Origin of the sequence: Streptomyces sp. NPDC048172 (assembly GCF_043202595.1) — a bacterium.
Taxonomy (GTDB): Bacteria; Actinomycetota; Actinomycetes; order Streptomycetales; family Streptomycetaceae; genus Streptomyces.
The window spans coordinates 490,678-506,501 of record NZ_JBIDAT010000006.1; the positions used below are offsets into that span (position 1 = coordinate 490,678).

Sequence of the window (15,824 nt, forward strand, 5' to 3'; positions counted from 1 at the left end):
GCCGTTCCGCCCGGCGGAGGAGCGGCTGGCACGGAATGGAGAGCCTTATGGAAGCCCGTCTCAACTTCTTCACCAACCCGGTCGCGTCCAAGGTCGTGAAGAGCATCGCCGCGGCAGGCAAGCCGATAGCGGACTCGTCGCTGCCCGCCGCCACGGCGGAACTGGTGGCGCTCCGCGTCAGCCAGATCAACGGCTGCGGCTTCTGCGCCGACATGCACACCAAGGACGCGGCGAAGGCCGGGGAGACCGCGCAGCGCCTCCACCTGGTCGCGACCTGGCGCGAGGCCACGGTCTACACCGACGCCGAACGGGCGGCCCTGGAGCTGGCGGAGCAGGGCACCCGGGTCGCGGACGCGGCCGGAGGCGTGCCGGACGAGGTGTGGGCGAACGCCACCAAGCACTACGACGAGGAGCAGCTCGGCGCGCTGGTGTCGATCATCGCCCTCCTCAACGCCTTCAACCGGCTGAACGTCATCGCGCAGAACCCCGCGGGCGACTACCAGCCCGGCCAGTTCGGCTGATCCGGAACGGCCGGCCGCCGCGGTCCGGGACACGGGGCCCGGACCGCGGCGGCCGGGCCCTGCCGTCCCCGCCCCGTCTCTTCCCTCCACTCGTCCTCCCAGGAGCCCTCCAGCATGTCGACGATCACCAACCTCAACGAGCTGACCGGCCACTACACCCTCGATCCCCGCCACACCCGGATCGGTTTCGTCGCGCGGCACACGATGTCCACCAGGGTCCGCGGCCGGTTCGAGGAGTTCGAGGGCGACGCCTACCTCGACGGTGACGACCCGGCCAGCTCCGGCGCGCGGCTCACGATCCAGGCCGCGAGCATCCGGACGGGCAACCGGCAGCGCGACGACATGCTGCGGGACAAGTTCCTCGACGCGGACGGCCACCCCACCCTCACCTTCGCCTCGACCGGCCTGCGGCAGGTCGACAGGAGCAACTACCAGCTCTTCGGCGATCTCACCCTCCGCGGCCTGACCAGGCCCGTCACCCTGGACGTGGAGCTGACCGACGGCGGGGACGGCATGGAGGGCGACTTCTACGCCGGTTTCACGGCGAGCCTGACGATCAACCGCAACGACTGGGGCGTGAACTGGAACGCGTTCACCGCGTTCACGCTCAGCCCGAAGGTGACGCTGGAGTGCGACGTCGTCGCGATCCGCCGACCCTGAGCCCGTTCCCCCTCCGCAGGGTGATCGCACGGTCGCGGTGGGGTGCTTGGCAAGTATCCAGGATTCTGGTTACTGTGCACTCGTGAACGCATTCGACGAGCGGTTTCTCACCCGGAACGGTCTGGCGGCGCGCCAGCTCGCGGCCCTGCTGCTGGGGCACGAGCCCGACACGCGGCTGCCCCGGGTGCGGGACCTCGCCGAGGAGCTGGGGTGCGGGAACGGCACCGTGCAGGCCGCGCTGCGGCTGCTGGAGGAGTCGGGTGCCGTCGAGACGGCGGCGCGCGGGCACCTCGGGACGTTCCTCGTGCGCTCGGACCGGTCCGTGCTGTGGCGGCTGTCCGGGCTCGGCACGCTGCTGGCCGCGATGCCGCTGCCGTACTCGCGGCGGTACGAGGGCCTGGCGACCGGGCTGCGCACGGCCTTCGACGAGGCGGGAACGCCGTTCGCGATCACCTTCATGCGGGGCGCCGGGGCGCGGACCACGGCGCTGCTGGAGGGCAAGGTCGATCTCGTCGTGCTCTCGCGGTTCGCCGCCGACCGGCTGATCGAGGAGCACTCCGGGGACCTCGAACTCGTCGTGGACCTGGGTCCCGCCACCTACGTGGGGGCGCACGGCCTGCTGCTGCGCGAGGGCGCCTCGCTGGACGCGCCGGGGCTGCGGGTCGCCGTCGACCACGCCTCGGAGGACCAGCGGATGCTGGCCGAGCGCGCCTTCGCGGGCCGCCCCGACGTGGAGTGGGTGGAGGCGTCGTACATGCAGCTCGGTGACCTGTTCGAGCGGCGCGAGGCCGACGTGACGGTCTGGAACCTCGACGAGGTCCAGGGCCGCCCCACCATGCGCGCCGAGGTCCTCCCGCTCGGGGACGAGATAACCCGCGACCTGTCGCTGCGGAACTCGAAGGCGGCCGTCATCGGCCGGGCCGAGAGCGGGACCGCGCTGCGTGCCGTACGGGACGCCGTCGATCCCTCCCGGGTCACGGCCCTGCAGAGCGAGGTTCTCCGGGGTGAGCGGATGCCGTCGTACTGACCCCCCCACTCTCCGTCTTTCTCAAGACCCGCTGGGCGCCGCCTCGTTCGCGCCCGGAGAATCCAGAATCCCGATTTCTGTGGAAGGAGACCGTCGTGGACGACCAGCTCGCCCAGCGCATCCAGCTCTTCCGGGAGGGCGGCCAGGTCCGGCCCGAGGTCGCCGACTTCGTCGCCGGTGAGCTGGCGGCGCTCGCCGACGAGGGCAGGCCCGTCACCGAGGAGAGCGCCGGGATGCTCACCAGCCATCTGATGATGGCGCTCACCCGGCTGCTGAACGGCGAGGCGATCGAGGAGTTCAGCACCGACGAGCAGATCGCCGCCGAACTCGCCGACCGTCCCGCGGCCGTCGCCCGCGCCCGCGCCACGGCCGAGCGCGCCCGCGCCGAACTGGGCGCCACGCTCCCCGAGTCCGAGATCAACTTCCTGGCGATGCACCTGGCCGTCCTCGACCAGCGCGTCTCCGGCTGACCACACAACACCCACCCCCCCCCCCCGCTCGAAGACGAGAGAGGTACCCCTCATGACGAAGATCCTCACCGGCGGTGTCGGCAAGACCGAGGCCGCGAACGCGGTCAAGGAGCTCGGGCTCGACGGCGTCGAGGTCACCGTCTCCAGCGACATGGACGCGGCGATGAAGCTCCGCGCCGGGCAGGCCGACTACTACCTCGGCACCTGTCACACCGGCGCGGGCGCCTCGCTCGGCGTCCTGGTGGGCCTGATGGGACAGCCCGCCTGCCACACCTTCGGCCGGTCCGTACCGACCGAGGAGGAGGTCGAGGCCCTTCTCGCCGACGGCAAGAAGGTCTTCGGGTTCTCCATGGACCAGATCGACACCGTCGCTCCGCTCATCGCCCGCGCCGCCGCACGGCGCGCGGCCTGAGGGACCGGCCACCGCACCGGGCTGAGGAAGTGACCCCGTGAGTACCGCAACCGAGCTGGCGGCCTCCGCCTCCCTGGACTTCACCCTGCCGCAGGAGCTGACCGTCATCGCGCTCTGCGCGCTGACCGCGTTCATCTCCCACATGGCACTGGCCGTCTTCAACGACGGCGTACGCCCCTTCATGCTGGACTTCATCCAGGGGCGCACCACCCGCACGGCCACCACGGCGGTCTCCTTCGGGCTCTCCGCCGGGTTCATCTTCGGGCTGGGGGCGCCGATGGCGCTCTCCTCCGGTGTGCTGAACCCCTGGCTGCTCTTCCTGCCCACCGACGTCCTGGGCCTGCTCTCCCCGAAGAAGTGGCTCGCGCCGATCCTCGGCGGGGCGTGGGGCGCCGTCGTCGTCTTCGCGCTGGGCGGCGCCAACAACCTGGCGCACGACCTGCCGGTGGACTTCCTGACGGCGATGCAGCAGATGTCCACGCCGATCCTGTTCCTGTTCACGCTCTTTCCCGTGCTGGCCATCACCAAGCAGTTCGGCCGCAAGTGGGGCGCGATCTCGGGCGTCCTCGAACTGGCCCTCGTCGTGATGACGATGAAGCTGTGGCCCGACATGTTCGCGGGCGCGCTGGCCATGGCCGTCGGCGTGCTGATGCTCATCGGGCTGGCCGTCCGCCGCGACCTCAAGCAGCGCGCGGCCGACCGGGCCGCGGCGCTGGAGAACGGCACGGCGGCGGACGACGGGAAGAGCGGCGAGGAGGCCGCCGAGGACCCGATGGCCTCGCTGTTCAGCGCGAGCGCGGCGCGGCTGCGGCGCTATCTGCCGCTCTTCATGCTGCTGGGCGCCGGGGTCTGTCTGCTGGCGCAGATGCGGATCTTCGGCGGCGGCGAGGCCACCAGCTTCCTGATCGCCAAGGGGCACATCTCCGAGGCCGCGCAGGTCGACTTCTACCGCGTGTTCGGCTTCATCCCGCTCATCGCGACGACGGCGCTCGCCTCCGGCGCGTACGGCATCGCGGGCTTCACCCTCGTCTACCCGATCGGGTACCTGCTGCCGAACCCCTTCCTCGCCCTCGTGGTCGGCGCCGCGGTCTTCGCCCTGGAGGTGCTGGCCCTCTCCTGGATCGGCCGGATACTCGGCCGGCTGCCGAGCGTGCGCGACTCCTCCGAGCACCTGCGCAGCGCGATCTCCGAGTCGCTGCAACTGGCCATCCTCTTCGGTTCGCTGATGGCCGCGAACGCGATGGGCGCCGGGCTCGGCATCCTCATCGTCGGCGGGCTCTACCTGCTCAACGAGGCCATGGGACGCCCCGTCGTCCGCATGGCGGCGGCACCGGCCGCCGTGATCGTCGGCGGCATCCTGCTCAATGTCCTGTACTGGCTCGATCTGTTCACCCCGGTCAAGGGGTGACCACCGGGCACCGGAAACCGGAAGGGCACCGCACCATGAGCACACCGCACGCCTCCGGGCCCCTCGTGCGGACCGTCGCGGGACCGCTGTCCCCCTCGGCCGTCCCCGGCCCCGTGCTCGCCCACGAGCACCTCGTCCTCGACCTGGACCTCAAGGGCGACGGGGCCGCCGTCCTCGACGTGCCGCGCCACGAGGCACACGTCACCCGCGAACTGGCCGGACTGCGCGAGCACTTCGGGCTCTCCCTCGTCGTGGAGCTGACCTGCCGGGGCATGGGACGCGACCCGCGCGCCCTGGCCCGGATCGCGGAGCGCGCCGGTGTGGCCGTGGTGGCGGCGACCGGCTGGTACTACGAGCCGTTCCACACCCCGGAGCTGGACGGCGCGAGCGTCGAGCAGCTCACGGACACGCTGCTCGCGGAGGTGCGCGACGGGCTGGACGGTACGGACGTACGGCCCGGAGTGCTCGGCGAGGTCGGCAGTCACGGCGAGGTGCCGAGCGCCCCGGAGGCCCGTTCGCTGCGCGCCGCGGCGCGGACGGCCCTGGCCACGGGGCTGTCGGTGGCCACGCACGCCCAGCTCGGGCAGGGCGGCCTCGCCCAGCTCGACCTGCTGACCGGTGAGGGGCTGCCGCCGCACCGGGTGAGCATCGGGCACCAGGACCTGCTCGACGCGCCGGACACGCACCGGGAGCTGGCGCGCTCCGGCGCGTACGTCGCCTTCGACACGGTCGGCAAGGAGAGCTACCAGAGCGACGAGACCCGGCTGCGGCTGCTGCTGGAGCTGCTGGAGGCCGGTCACGCCGACCGTGCGCTGCTGAGCTGCGACATCTCACGCCATGGCTACCTGCGTACCGAGGGCGGACAGGGCTACGGGCACCTGTTCCGCTCGTTCCTGCCGCAACTGCGCGCCGTCGGCGTGGACGAGGACCTCATCGATCTGATGACGCGACGCAATCCGCTGCGCTTCCTGACCGGCGCGAGCACCGAGGAGATCTGAGAATGGCTGACGCGCCTGACGTGCCTGATGGCCCTGCCGAGCCCGGCACGGCTGAAGCGACCGACGCGGCCGACGCGCCCGGCGGGGCGCCCGGCGTCGCCGGGCCCGCGCTGCCGCCGACCTTCCCGCTGCCCACCGTCCCGGTCGAGGACGCCGTCGCGCGGCAGTTCCGGCTGCTGGAGGCCACCGCGGCGCACTTCGCCGGGCACGAGCTGTTCGCGGCCGACGTCGGCGTGGTTCCCGGACCGGGGCGGCCGCGCACCACCGCGCGGGTCGAGGCCGTCCTCGCCGACTTCTTCGGTACCGAGGACGCCGCGCTCGTGCAGGGCGCGGGCACCGGTGCCATCCGGGCGGCGCTGAGCGCCGCGGTGGGGCCGGGCGAGCCGTTGCTGATCCACCGCGCGCCCGTCTACCGCACCACGGCCGTCACGCTGCGCGGGCTCGGCGTCGAGACCGTCGAGGTGGACTTCAACGACCCGGCCGCGCTGCGCGACGCGCTCGCCTCCGGACGCTTCCGGTGGGCGTACGTCCAGCACACGCGGCAGCGGCTGACCGACTCCTACGACCCGGGCGAGGTCCTGGCCGCCTGCCGCGCGGCGGGCGTACGCACGCTGGTCGACGACAACTACGCCGTGCTGCGCGTGCCCGCCAGCGGCGTCGAACTGGGCGCCGACGCCTCCTGCTTCTCCCTGTTCAAGCTGCACGGCCCCGAGGGCGTCGGCGTCGTCGCGGGCGCGTCGGACCTCGTGGCCGCCGTGCGCGCCGACAACTACTCCGGCGGCGGCCAGGTGCAGGGGCACCAGGCCCTCGACGCGCTGCGCGCCCTCACGCACGTACCGGTGATGTGGGCCGTGCAGTCCCGCACCGGCGAGGAGGCGGCCCGGCGGCTCGCGGCCGGGGAGGTGCCGGGCGTCGCGGAGGTGCGGCTCGCCAACGTGCAGGACCGCTGCCTGCTCGTACGGCTGACGCGGCCCGTCGCGCGGCGGCTCCCGGAGGCCGCGGCCCGGTTCGGCGCCGCGCCCTACCCGGTCGGCTCCAACTCGCGCTACGAGATCGCGCCGCTCTTCTACCGGATGTCCAGCTCCACCCTGGACGACGCCCCCGCACTGGCCGACTGGGTGGTCCGGATCAACCCCATGCGGGCCGGTGCCGATCTCGTCCTGGACATCCTGCGCCGTTCCCTGGCCGCGCTCGACGCCGAGGACGCGTCCGGCCGCCCGGACCCCGACGTACCGCATCACCAGCTTCACACGAAGGACTGACGTGTTCCTCGACAGCCTCCTGGCCCGCAACCCTCAGCTCGCCGAGACCGCGGCCGAGCTCCACCGCCGCGGCGAGATCCCGCCCGACACGTACGTCATGGATCTCGACGCCGTCGGGGAGAACGCCGCGCTCCTCGCCCAGGAGGCGGACCGGCTCGGCCTGGGGCTGTGGTTCGTCGTCAAGCAGATCGGCCGGAACCCCGAGCTGATCAGGGCGATCTCGCGGAGCATCCCCGCCTACGCCGCCATCGACGCCGACGAGGCCCGCACCCTCCACGCCGCGGGCGCCCGCGCGGGCAACCTCGGCCATCTGGTGCAGATCCCGCGCCGGGAGCTTCCCGAACTGCTCGCCCTGCGCCCCGAGACGGTCACCGTCTACGACCTGGCCAACGCCCGCGCCGTCTCCGAGGAGGCCGCACGGCTCGGCCTCGTCCAGGACGTCCTGGTACGGATCGAGGGCGCGCCCGGCGCGGTCTACCCGGGGCAGGAGGGAGGCGTTCCGCTCGACGGGCTCGACGCGTTCGCCGCCGTGCTCGAAGAGCTGCCGGGCGTACGGATCGCGGGCGTGACCGCCTTCCCCTGCGTCCTGTGCGACCCGGTGACGGGCGAGCCCGCGCCCACCCCCAACTTCGACCTGGCGCTCAAGGCGCGCGCGCTGCTGGCCGGGCGCGGGCACGAGGACCTGAAGCTGAGCGCGCCCAGCGCCACGTCCATGGCCACCCTCCCGCTGCTCGCCCGGCTCGGCGCCACCCACGGCGAGCCGGGGCACGCGCTGACCGGCACGACGCCGCTGCACGCGCACGACATGGCGCAGCCGGAGAAGCCCGCCTACGTGTACGTCACCGAGGTCGCGCACACCCTCGCCGACGGCCGCCCGGCGCTCTTCGGCGGCGGCTTCTACCCCCGCTCCCACCTCCGCACGGCGCTGCTGCCCCGTACGGGCCTGCGGCTGCCGGTGCAGCCCGCGCCCCCCGAGAACATCGACTACTACCGGCTGCTGGACGCGCCGGACCCCGCCTCCGGGCACGGCGTGCGGCTCGGCGAGACCGCCCTGCTCGCCTTCCGCACCCAGATCTTCGTCACCCGCTCCAAGGTCGCCGTCGTCGCGGGTCTCTCCTCCGGCAGGCCGCGGCTGACCGGCCTGTACGACGCACTCGGAAGGGAGCGGTCATGAGCAGGACCGTCATCGTCGTCATCGACGGCTTCGGCGTCGGCGCGATGCCCGACGCGGGAGCGCTCCGCCCCGGGGACGTCACGGCCGACACCTGCGGCCACGTCCTCGACCACGCCCGCACCTTCGGCGCACGGCCGCTGCGGCTGCCCATGCTCGGCGCGCTCGGCCTCGGCCTGGTCCACCCGCACCCCGACCTCGCGCGGCGCACGCATCTGCCGGTGGCCGCCGGGCGGGCCGCGCTGGGCTACCCGGGCGCCGACACCTTCGCGGGCCATCAGACGATGATGGGCGCCGACTTCAGCCACGTCACCGTCGCCCGGCTCGCCGCGCACCTGGACGAGGTGACCGAAGCCCTGCGCACCGCCGGACACCGGGTCGAACGCCTCGACGGGCGCCCCCTGCTCGTCGTCGACGGCGCCGTCCTCGTCCACGACAACCTGGAAGCCGACCCGGGCATCAACTGGAACGCCACCGGCCGCCTGGAGGACCTCGCCTTCGACCGTATCCTCGCCATCGCCCGCACGGTGCGCGCCGTCGCGCCCGTCGCGCGGGTCATCGCCGTCGGCGGCCACGCGGACGGCCCGCTCCCCCGCTACGTGCGGGACGGCGACGGCGGCACCGTGGGGCTCGACACCCCCGCGACCGGCGTCTACCGCAACGGCGGCCTGGAGGTCCAGCACCTGGGCGCCCCCCTGGACCACACCAGGCAGCTGCCCGCTCTCGCGGCGCGCGCGGGCATCCCCGTCACGCTCGTCGGCAAGGCCGCCGACATCCTGGCCGGCGAGACGGCCGTACGGCGCCCCGCCGTCCCCACGGCCGACGTCTTCGCGCACACCCTCGAAGCCGTCCGGGCGCCCGGCGACGACGCGCTGGTCGTCGCCAACGTCCAGGAGACCGACCTCGCGGGCCACCAGCAGGACCCCGGCCGCTACGGCGCCGTCCTGGAGCAGACCGACGCCGGGCTCGCCGCGCTCGTCTCGCTCCTGGACCGGCCCGGCGACCGCCTCGTCGTCACCGGCGACCACGGCAACGACCCGACGATCGGCCACGCGTACCACACCCGCGAGTACGTCCCCGTCCTGATCCACCGCCCGGAGGCCACCGGCGTCGAACTCCTCCCCGACGCCCACTCGCTCGCCGACGTCGGCGCCACAGCCGCCGCCTCCCTCGCCCTCGACCCCACGGCCCTCGCCAACGGCACCCGCATCGGGCGGACGGACGAGGTGGCCTGAGGGGCGGCCGGATCGGTGGCCTGAAGGCGGCCCCCGCGCGGATCGCGAGGGGGCTCGGCTCATCCGCCCGCGGTGTCCTCGTCCTCCCAGCGCAGCAGGTCGCCCGGCTGGCACTTGAGCACCTCGCAGAGCGCGGCGAGCGTCGCGAAGCGCACCGCCTTGGCGCGGCCGTTCTTGAGCACCGCCAGGTTGGCGGGCGTGATCCCCACGCGGTCCGCGAGTTCGCCCACGGACATCTTCCGCCTGGCCAGCATCACGTCGATGTCGACGGCGATCGGCATCAGATGACCTCGTCCAGCTCGGCCTGCATCCGCGCCGCTTCGACGTCGCGGGCGACGGCCTGGGCGAGCAGCATCCGCAGCACGAGCACGATGAGCGCGACTCCCAGAACGGCCAGGCCGATCCCGCCCATGATGACGGTGACGCCCGGGTCGTCCCGCTGGCCGGGCGCGTTCAGGGCCGTGACCGCGAACCACACGAGAGCCACCACGACGATCGCGCCGATGATGACGTCCACGTACCGGAAGGCGGCGTGGGAGAACACGGTTCCGCGCCGCACCATCGTCACCAGCCGCCACACACAGACCATGACGACCTGGGCCGCCCCGATGCCCAGGACCGTGATCACGCGCAGCGGGGTCAGCGGGAGCGCCCCGTCCTCCGGGTCGCTCCCGCTGACCAGCGCCCACACCATCAGCGCCTGGACGAACACGGTGCCGGTGAGCACCACCACGAGCACGGCGCGCAGCGCGCGCACTGCCAGCTTCCCCATGGCCCGTCCTCCCATCGATCCACGATGGGAATCTATCGAATATCGATAGGTGAAGCAAGGGTTGCGACGGAGGGCGGGCGACGGTTCCGGTCGGGGTCGTCGCGGGACGAGCCGCTGGCCGCGCGGAAGATCACTACCCTGAACGGGTGCTCTCCTACGACGAGTTGACCGCCCCCGAGCGCGAGGTGTGGGACGCGTTCCCCGAGGGACGCCCCGTGGATCTGCGTACGGGCGTGCCCGAGGACGACCAGGTCGCCCGGGGCGGCGGCTGGGGGCCCGGGCGGACGGTGCGGGCCGCCGTGGTCGTCGCGCTCCTCCAGGACGCCAACGCCGCCCGGCCCGGCGCCGTCGCGAGCCTGAGGCTCACCGGAGCGCGGCTGACCGGCCCACTCGACCTGGCGGGCGCGGAGATCGCCCACGCCCTGTGGCTCGACGGCTGCTGGTTCGAGGAGGGCATCGACCTCTCCGGCGCGGCGACCCGGTCGATCGCGATCAGGGACAGTCGGGTGCCGAGCGTGGAGGCCGGACTGATCCGTACGGAGGGGCGCTTCGACCTGCGGCGTACGCGCGTGGAGTGCGGCGCCGCCTCGCCCTTCCACCGCAGGGTCACCGCCCTGTCGCTCATCAACGCCCATGTGAGCGGCGCCGTGAGCCTCAACGGGGCGGAGGTCGTGGCGCCCGGGGAGTGGGCCGTGTCCGCCGGTGGACTGGTCGCCGAGGGCGGCCTCTACGCCCAGGACGGCTTCGTCGCGCACGGCGAACTCCGCCTCATGGGCGCCCAGTTGCCGGGCGGGCTCCATATGCGGGGCGCGCGGCTGGAGCGGCCGTCCCCGCGCGGGGTGGCGCTCGCCCTGGACAACGCCGTGGCCTCGACGCTCGACTTCTCCAGCGGCTTCACCGCGCACGGGACCGTACGGCTGCGGGGCGCCCAGGTCTCGGACAGGGCGACCTTCGCGGAGGCCGTCCTCGCCGGGCCGCCCGACGGTGGCGGCCCGTGCCTGGCCGCCCCGCTGCTGCGGGCCGTCGACCTCGACCTCACCCTCGCCGGGCGCCCGTCCGGCGCCGTGGACCTGCGCGGCGCGCAGGTGTCCCAGCTGTACGACACCGGGCCGAGCTGGCCGGACGTCGTGGAGCTGGACGGCTTCGTGTACGGCTCGCTCATGGGGGACGACGAGGCGGGGCGGCGGGACGCCGTGGCCGGTCGCGTGGCCTGGATCCGGCGCGGACCGGGCTACAGCCCCCAGCCCTACGAGCAGTTGGCGAGCTGGTACCGGAGGGACGGCCATGACGACGACGCCCGCCGCGTGCTCCTGGCCAAGCAGCGCCACCGGCGCGGCACGCTGCCCCCGGTCACGCGTGCGTGGGGGTATCTGCTCGACGCGACCGTCGGCTACGGCTACCGCCCCTGGCTGGCCGGAGTGTGGCTCCTCGCGCTGACCGTGCTGGGCACGGCGGCCTTCGGCGCGGGCTCCCCCGCTCCGGCGAAGCCGGGCGAGGGCGCCCCGTTCCACCCCCTCGTCTACACCCTCGACCTCGTGATCCCCATCGGCGGCCTGGGCCAGCGCACCGCCTGGTACTGGCCGGACGACGGCCTCCAGGCGCTGGCCCATGCGCTGATCGCCCTCGGCTGGGTGCTGACGACCGCCGTCGTCGCGGGCGTGACCCGCGCCCTGCAGAAGAACTGACGGCCACCGGAAGAACCGGCGGCCGTCCCCGGGCGCACTACCCACGCGCGGGGATCTCCGTCTACGCTGGCGGTGCAACTGGTTCGCCCCACCCGCCAGGTGGGACGCGTCGTAAGAGGGAACCCGGTGGGATTCCGGGACTGCCCCGCAGCGGTGAGTGGGAACGAACGCCGTCATGAGCACTGGGCCCGACGAACAGGGCCTGGGAAGCGACGGCCAGTAGGAGCCCTCCGGAACCGGTATCCGGTGTCCGGCAGGCAAGCCCGCGAGTCCGAAGACCTGCCCGTTGTCCGCGTACGCCCACGCGTGTGCGGTACATCCCGGTGACCTCGCGGGCAGGTCGGCGTACACAGCTCAGGCGGACGGACGCACGCCGCGCGTCCCTTCTCCGCCGCTGTCCGTCCCCTTCGCGCCCTCGTCCCGTCCCCGGGATCCGACGAGACATCTCGCGAAGGAGATCTCCGTGACACCGAAGTCCGCAGCCGCGGCAGCACGGGCCACCGTGGCCACCGTGTACGGCTACCCCCGTCAGGGCCCGAACCGAGAGCTGAAGAAGGCCGTCGAGGGCTTCTGGAAGGGCCGCGTCACCTCAGAGGACCTGGGCCGCACCGCGGCCGAGCTGCGCGAGGCCAACTGGACCCGGCTCGCCGAGGCGGGCGTCCACGAGGTGCCGACCGGCGACTTCTCGTACTACGACCACATGCTCGACGCCAGCGTCATGGTCGGCGCCGTCCCCGAGCGGCACCGCGCGGCCGTCGAGGCCGACGCGCTGGCCGGGTACTTCGCGATGGCCCGCGGCACCCAGGACGTGGCGCCGCTGGAGATGACGAAGTGGTTCGACACCAATTACCACTACCTCGTCCCCGAGCTGGGCCCGGACACCGACTTCACCGCGAACCCCGCCAAGCAGGTGGCCGAGCTGAAGGAGGCCCTCGCGCTCGGCCTCACGGCCCGGCCCGTCCTCGTCGGCCCGGTCACCTATCTGCTGCTGGCCAAGCCCGCGCCGGGCGTCGCCGCCGACTTCTCGCCGCTGAGCCTGCTGGAGCGGCTGCTGCCGGTCTACGCCGAGGTCCTCGCCGATCTTCGGGCCACGGGCGCCGAGTGGGTGCAGCTCGACGAGCCCGCGCTCGTCCAGGACCGCACCCCGGAGGAGCTGGAGGCCGCGGCCCACGCCTACCGTGAGCTGGGCAGGCTCGCCGACCGCCCCCGGCTGCTGGTCGCCTCGTACTTCGACCGTCTCGGGGACGCCCTCCCCGTGCTGGCCAAGAGCCCCGTCGAGGGGCTGGCCCTCGACTTCACGGAGGCCGCCGCCGCCAATCTGGACGCCATCGCCGCCAACGGCGGCCTGCCCGGCAAGCGCCTGGTCGCGGGCGTCGTCAACGGCCGCAACATCTGGATCAACGACCTGGAGAAGTCGCTCTCCACTCTCGGCACCCTCCTCGGCCTCGCCGACCGGGTCGACGTCGCCGCCTCCTGCTCCCTCCTCCACGTCCCGCTCGACGCCAGGGCCGAGCGCGACATCGACGCGGAGGTGCTGCGCTGGTTGGCGTTCGCCCGGCAGAAGACCGCCGAGATCGTCACCCTCGCCAAGGGGCTGGCCCAGGGGACGGACGCCATCGCCGGGGAGCTGTCGGCCAACCGCGCCGATCTCGCGTCCCGCGCGGGCTCCGCGCTCACCCACGACCCGGCGGTGCGGGCCCGCGCCGCGGCCGTCACCGAGGCCGAGAAGCACCGCTCCCAGCCGTACGCCGAACGCGCCGCCGCCCAGCGGAACCACCTCGGGCTGCCGCTGCTGCCGGTCACCACCATCGGCTCGTTCCCGCAGACCACCGCGCTGCGCACCGCGCGGGCCGACCTGCGCGCCGGGCGTATCGACGAGGCGGCGTACGAGGAGCGCATCAAGACCGAGATCCGCGACGTGCTGGCCTTCCAGGAGAAGGCGGGCATCGACGTCCTGGTGCACGGCGAGCCCGAACGCAACGACATGGTGCAGTACTTCGCCGAGCAGCTGTCCGGCTATCTGGCCACGCAGCACGGCTGGGTGCAGTCCTACGGCACCCGTTACGTACGCCCGCCGATCCTGGCCGGTGACATCTCGCGCCCCGAGCCGATGACCGTACGGTGGACTACGTACGCCCAGTCGCTGACCACCCGCCCCGTCAAGGGCATGCTGACGGGCCCCGTCACCATGCTGGCCTGGTCCTTCGTCCGCGACGACCAGCCGCTGGGCGACACGGCCCGCCAGGTCGCCCTCGCGCTGCGCGACGAGGTGAACGGCCTGGAGGCCGCCGGGACCTCGGTGATCCAGGTCGACGAGCCCGCGCTGCGCGAGACGCTGCCGCTGCGTGCCGCCGACCGCGACGCGTATCTGGCGTGGGCCACCGAGGCGTTCCGTCTCTCCACCGGCGGGGTGCGTCCGGACACGCAGATCCACACGCACATGTGCTACGCCGAGTTCGGCGACATCGTCCAGGCCATCGACGACATCGACGCCGACGTCATCAGCCTGGAGGCGGCCCGCTCGCACATGCAGGTCGCGCACGAGCTGGCCGACCACGGCTACCCGCGCGAGGCGGGGCCCGGGGTGTACGACATCCACTCGCCCCGCATCCCCAGCGCGGAGGAGGCGACGGCGCTGCTGCGCAAGGGACTTGAGGCCATCCCGCCCGAGCGGCTGTGGGTCAATCCGGACTGCGGCCTGAAGACCCGCGGCTGGCCGGAGACCCGCGCCTCGCTGGAGAACCTGGTCGCCGCCGCGCGCACGGTCCGCGAGGAGCTCCCCGGCCGCGCGGACTGACCGCCCGCACCCCAGACCGTGGCCCGGGGGCGGTGGGCAGGTGGCCCTTCCACCGCCCCGGGCCACACTCCTGTCGCCGGATCAGCGGAGCCCCTCGTAGTCGGGGCCCACGGTGAGGGTGACGGCGCCCGGGACGACTCCGCCCTCGCCACCCCGGGTCGCGGGGTCCGGCAGGCGGGAGGCGAGGACCTCGGCGGAGCGGCGGAGGTTCTCGGGGTAGCTGACCGTGGTCTTCTCGACCTCCTTGGTGGCGTTTCCGGTCGTCGTCACGGTGAAGCCGAGGGCGCGCAGGTCCTTGGCGACGTCGGCGGCGCGTCCGTCCTTGCCGGTGCCGTTGAGCACCTGGACGCGGACGGAGCGGGTGGGGATCGGCTTCTCGCGGGCCGCCTTCTTCAGCCGCTTCTCGTCCACCTCCTTGTCGTGGGCGAGCTTGTCGAAGAGCCGGGCCGCCTGCGGGTACTGCCAGACGACGTTGGCCCGGTCGGAGGGGACGTCGGCCTGGCGCGGGTAGTTGGGCACGGTCAGGAAGGCGAGGCGGTCCTTCGGGATGCCCTTGACCTCGTTGGCCAGGTCGTACAGCGGCTTGAGTCCGGCGAGTTCCTTGTCCGTGGTCAGGGACTTGGTCGTGGAGTCGAGGAAGTCGTACAGGTCGTCGGGGCTGGTGAGCTTCGACTGCGCCTTCTCGGCCAGGGCCCGCATGAACTCCTGCTGGCGGCCGATGCGGCCGAGGTCGGAGCCGTCGCCGACGCTGTAACGGGTACGGACGTAGCCCAGGGCCTTCTCGTCCTTGACCGTCTGGCAGCCCGCCTCCATGTCGAGGTGGGCCTTCTTGTCGTGGATCGGCTCCTTGGGGCAGACCTCGATGCCGCCCAGCGCGTTGACCATGCCCTTGAAGCCCTGGAAGTCCACCGACATGAAGTGGTCCATGCGCAGCCCGGTGTTCTTCTCCACGGTCTTGATGGTGCAGGCCGCCGCGGCGCCCACGTCGCCCTTGCTGCCGCCGATCGCGAAGGACTCGTTGATCTTGAAGGAGTGCGGCGCCGACTTCTTCCCGTCACCCCGCTCGCAGGAGGGGATACGGACGTAGGAGTCACGGGGCAGCGACATCACCGTCGCCCACTCGCGGTTCGCGGCCAGGTGCACGACCATGAGCGTGTCCGACTGCATCGTCTCCAGGCCCTTGCCGTACTTCGCGTTCGCGCCCGCACGGCTGTCCGAGCCGACGACCAGGATGTTCTTCGAGCCCGGGCTGAGGTTGTCCGGGCGGTCGCCGCCGAGGCGGTGGTCCAGGTCCGTGGCCGTGATGTTCCCGTCGAGGTGCTGGTACATCCAGTAGCCCACCCCGGCGACGCCGAGGATCAGGGCCGCCAGCACGCCTCCGGTCCACGCGAGGATCCGCCCGCGGC

At 73.0% G+C, this 15,824-nt stretch carries 15 protein-coding genes and 1 riboswitch; of the genes, 12 read left to right on the top strand and 3 right to left on the bottom strand.

The features are described 5' to 3' along the window. The first annotated feature begins 47 nt into the window (after window positions 1–47). The 10 genes from ACGF3A_RS27970 to ACGF3A_RS28015 all read left to right on the top strand — a co-directional run bounded on the left by ACGF3A_RS27970 (window position 48) and on the right by ACGF3A_RS28015 (window position 9,164). The gene (locus ACGF3A_RS27970) at window positions 48–521 is read left to right on the top strand and encodes a carboxymuconolactone decarboxylase family protein (protein ID WP_393733100.1); all 474 of its coding nucleotides are present in this window, start codon (window positions 48–50) and stop codon (window positions 519–521) included. Window positions 522–635: 114 nt separating this feature from the next. Continuing rightward, window positions 636–1,181, top strand: coding sequence for a YceI family protein (locus ACGF3A_RS27975; RefSeq protein WP_393733101.1), 546 nt, complete (start codon window positions 636–638; stop codon window positions 1,179–1,181). Between the two features lie 82 nt (window positions 1,182–1,263). Then, window positions 1,264–2,208, top strand: a complete 945-nt coding sequence (gene yhfZ, locus ACGF3A_RS27980; RefSeq protein ID WP_393733102.1) for a GntR family transcriptional regulator YhfZ — start codon at window positions 1,264–1,266, stop codon at window positions 2,206–2,208. Window positions 2,209–2,303: 95 nt separating this feature from the next. After that, the gene (locus tag ACGF3A_RS27985; RefSeq protein WP_393733103.1) at window positions 2,304–2,678 is read left to right on the top strand and encodes a PRD domain-containing protein; all 375 of its coding nucleotides are present in this window, start codon (window positions 2,304–2,306) and stop codon (window positions 2,676–2,678) included. Between the two features lie 52 nt (window positions 2,679–2,730). After that, the gene (locus tag ACGF3A_RS27990) at window positions 2,731–3,090 is read left to right on the top strand and encodes a DUF2620 domain-containing protein (protein WP_393733104.1); all 360 of its coding nucleotides are present in this window, start codon (window positions 2,731–2,733) and stop codon (window positions 3,088–3,090) included. 37 nt (window positions 3,091–3,127) lie between these two features. Next, window positions 3,128–4,498, top strand: a complete 1,371-nt coding sequence (locus ACGF3A_RS27995) for a YhfT family protein (RefSeq protein WP_393733105.1) — start codon at window positions 3,128–3,130, stop codon at window positions 4,496–4,498. Between the two features lie 35 nt (window positions 4,499–4,533). Next, window positions 4,534–5,496, top strand: coding sequence for a phosphotriesterase (locus tag ACGF3A_RS28000; protein ID WP_393733106.1), 963 nt, complete (start codon window positions 4,534–4,536; stop codon window positions 5,494–5,496). 2 nt (window positions 5,497–5,498) lie between these two features. Further along, window positions 5,499–6,758 (top strand): aminotransferase class V-fold PLP-dependent enzyme, encoded by a 1,260-nt coding sequence (locus ACGF3A_RS28005; RefSeq protein ID WP_393733107.1) that lies wholly within the window; start codon window positions 5,499–5,501, stop codon window positions 6,756–6,758. Window position 6,759: 1 nt separating this feature from the next. Then, window positions 6,760–7,932 (top strand): alanine racemase, encoded by a 1,173-nt coding sequence (locus tag ACGF3A_RS28010; RefSeq protein WP_393733108.1) that lies wholly within the window; start codon window positions 6,760–6,762, stop codon window positions 7,930–7,932. Beyond that, window positions 7,929–9,164, top strand: a complete 1,236-nt coding sequence (locus tag ACGF3A_RS28015) for a phosphopentomutase (RefSeq protein ID WP_393733109.1) — start codon at window positions 7,929–7,931, stop codon at window positions 9,162–9,164. The genes ACGF3A_RS28010 and ACGF3A_RS28015 overlap by 4 nt, the downstream gene beginning before the upstream one ends. A 59-nt stretch (window positions 9,165–9,223) precedes the next feature. Here the strand turns inward: ACGF3A_RS28015 and ACGF3A_RS28020 are convergent, their stop codons facing one another. Then, entirely contained in the window at window positions 9,224–9,445 is a 222-nt protein-coding gene (locus ACGF3A_RS28020; protein WP_393733110.1) for a helix-turn-helix domain-containing protein, read from the bottom strand. Continuing rightward, window positions 9,445–9,936 carry a DUF2975 domain-containing protein gene (locus ACGF3A_RS28025; protein ID WP_393733111.1) on the bottom strand — a complete coding sequence of 164 codons (492 nt, stop codon included), beginning with the start codon at window positions 9,934–9,936 and terminating at the stop codon, window positions 9,445–9,447. The genes ACGF3A_RS28020 and ACGF3A_RS28025 overlap by 1 nt, the downstream gene beginning before the upstream one ends. A 146-nt stretch (window positions 9,937–10,082) precedes the next feature. Between ACGF3A_RS28025 and ACGF3A_RS28030 the strand changes: the two genes are divergently transcribed. Next, entirely contained in the window at window positions 10,083–11,621 is a 1,539-nt protein-coding gene (locus ACGF3A_RS28030) for an oxidoreductase (RefSeq protein ID WP_393733112.1), read from the top strand. 62 nt (window positions 11,622–11,683) lie between these two features. After that, window positions 11,684–11,923, top strand: a riboswitch (cobalamin riboswitch). A 161-nt stretch (window positions 11,924–12,084) separates the two neighbouring features. Continuing rightward, complete coding sequence (gene metE / locus ACGF3A_RS28035) at window positions 12,085–14,418, top strand: 5-methyltetrahydropteroyltriglutamate--homocysteine S-methyltransferase (RefSeq protein WP_393733113.1); 2,334 nt, start codon at window positions 12,085–12,087, stop codon at window positions 14,416–14,418. Window positions 14,419–14,499: 81 nt separating this feature from the next. Here metE and ACGF3A_RS28040 read toward each other — a convergent pair whose 3' ends face one another. Further along, window positions 14,500–15,792, bottom strand: coding sequence for an LCP family protein (locus ACGF3A_RS28040; protein WP_393733397.1), 1,293 nt, complete (start codon window positions 15,790–15,792; stop codon window positions 14,500–14,502). Window positions 15,793–15,824: the final 32 nt, after the last annotated feature.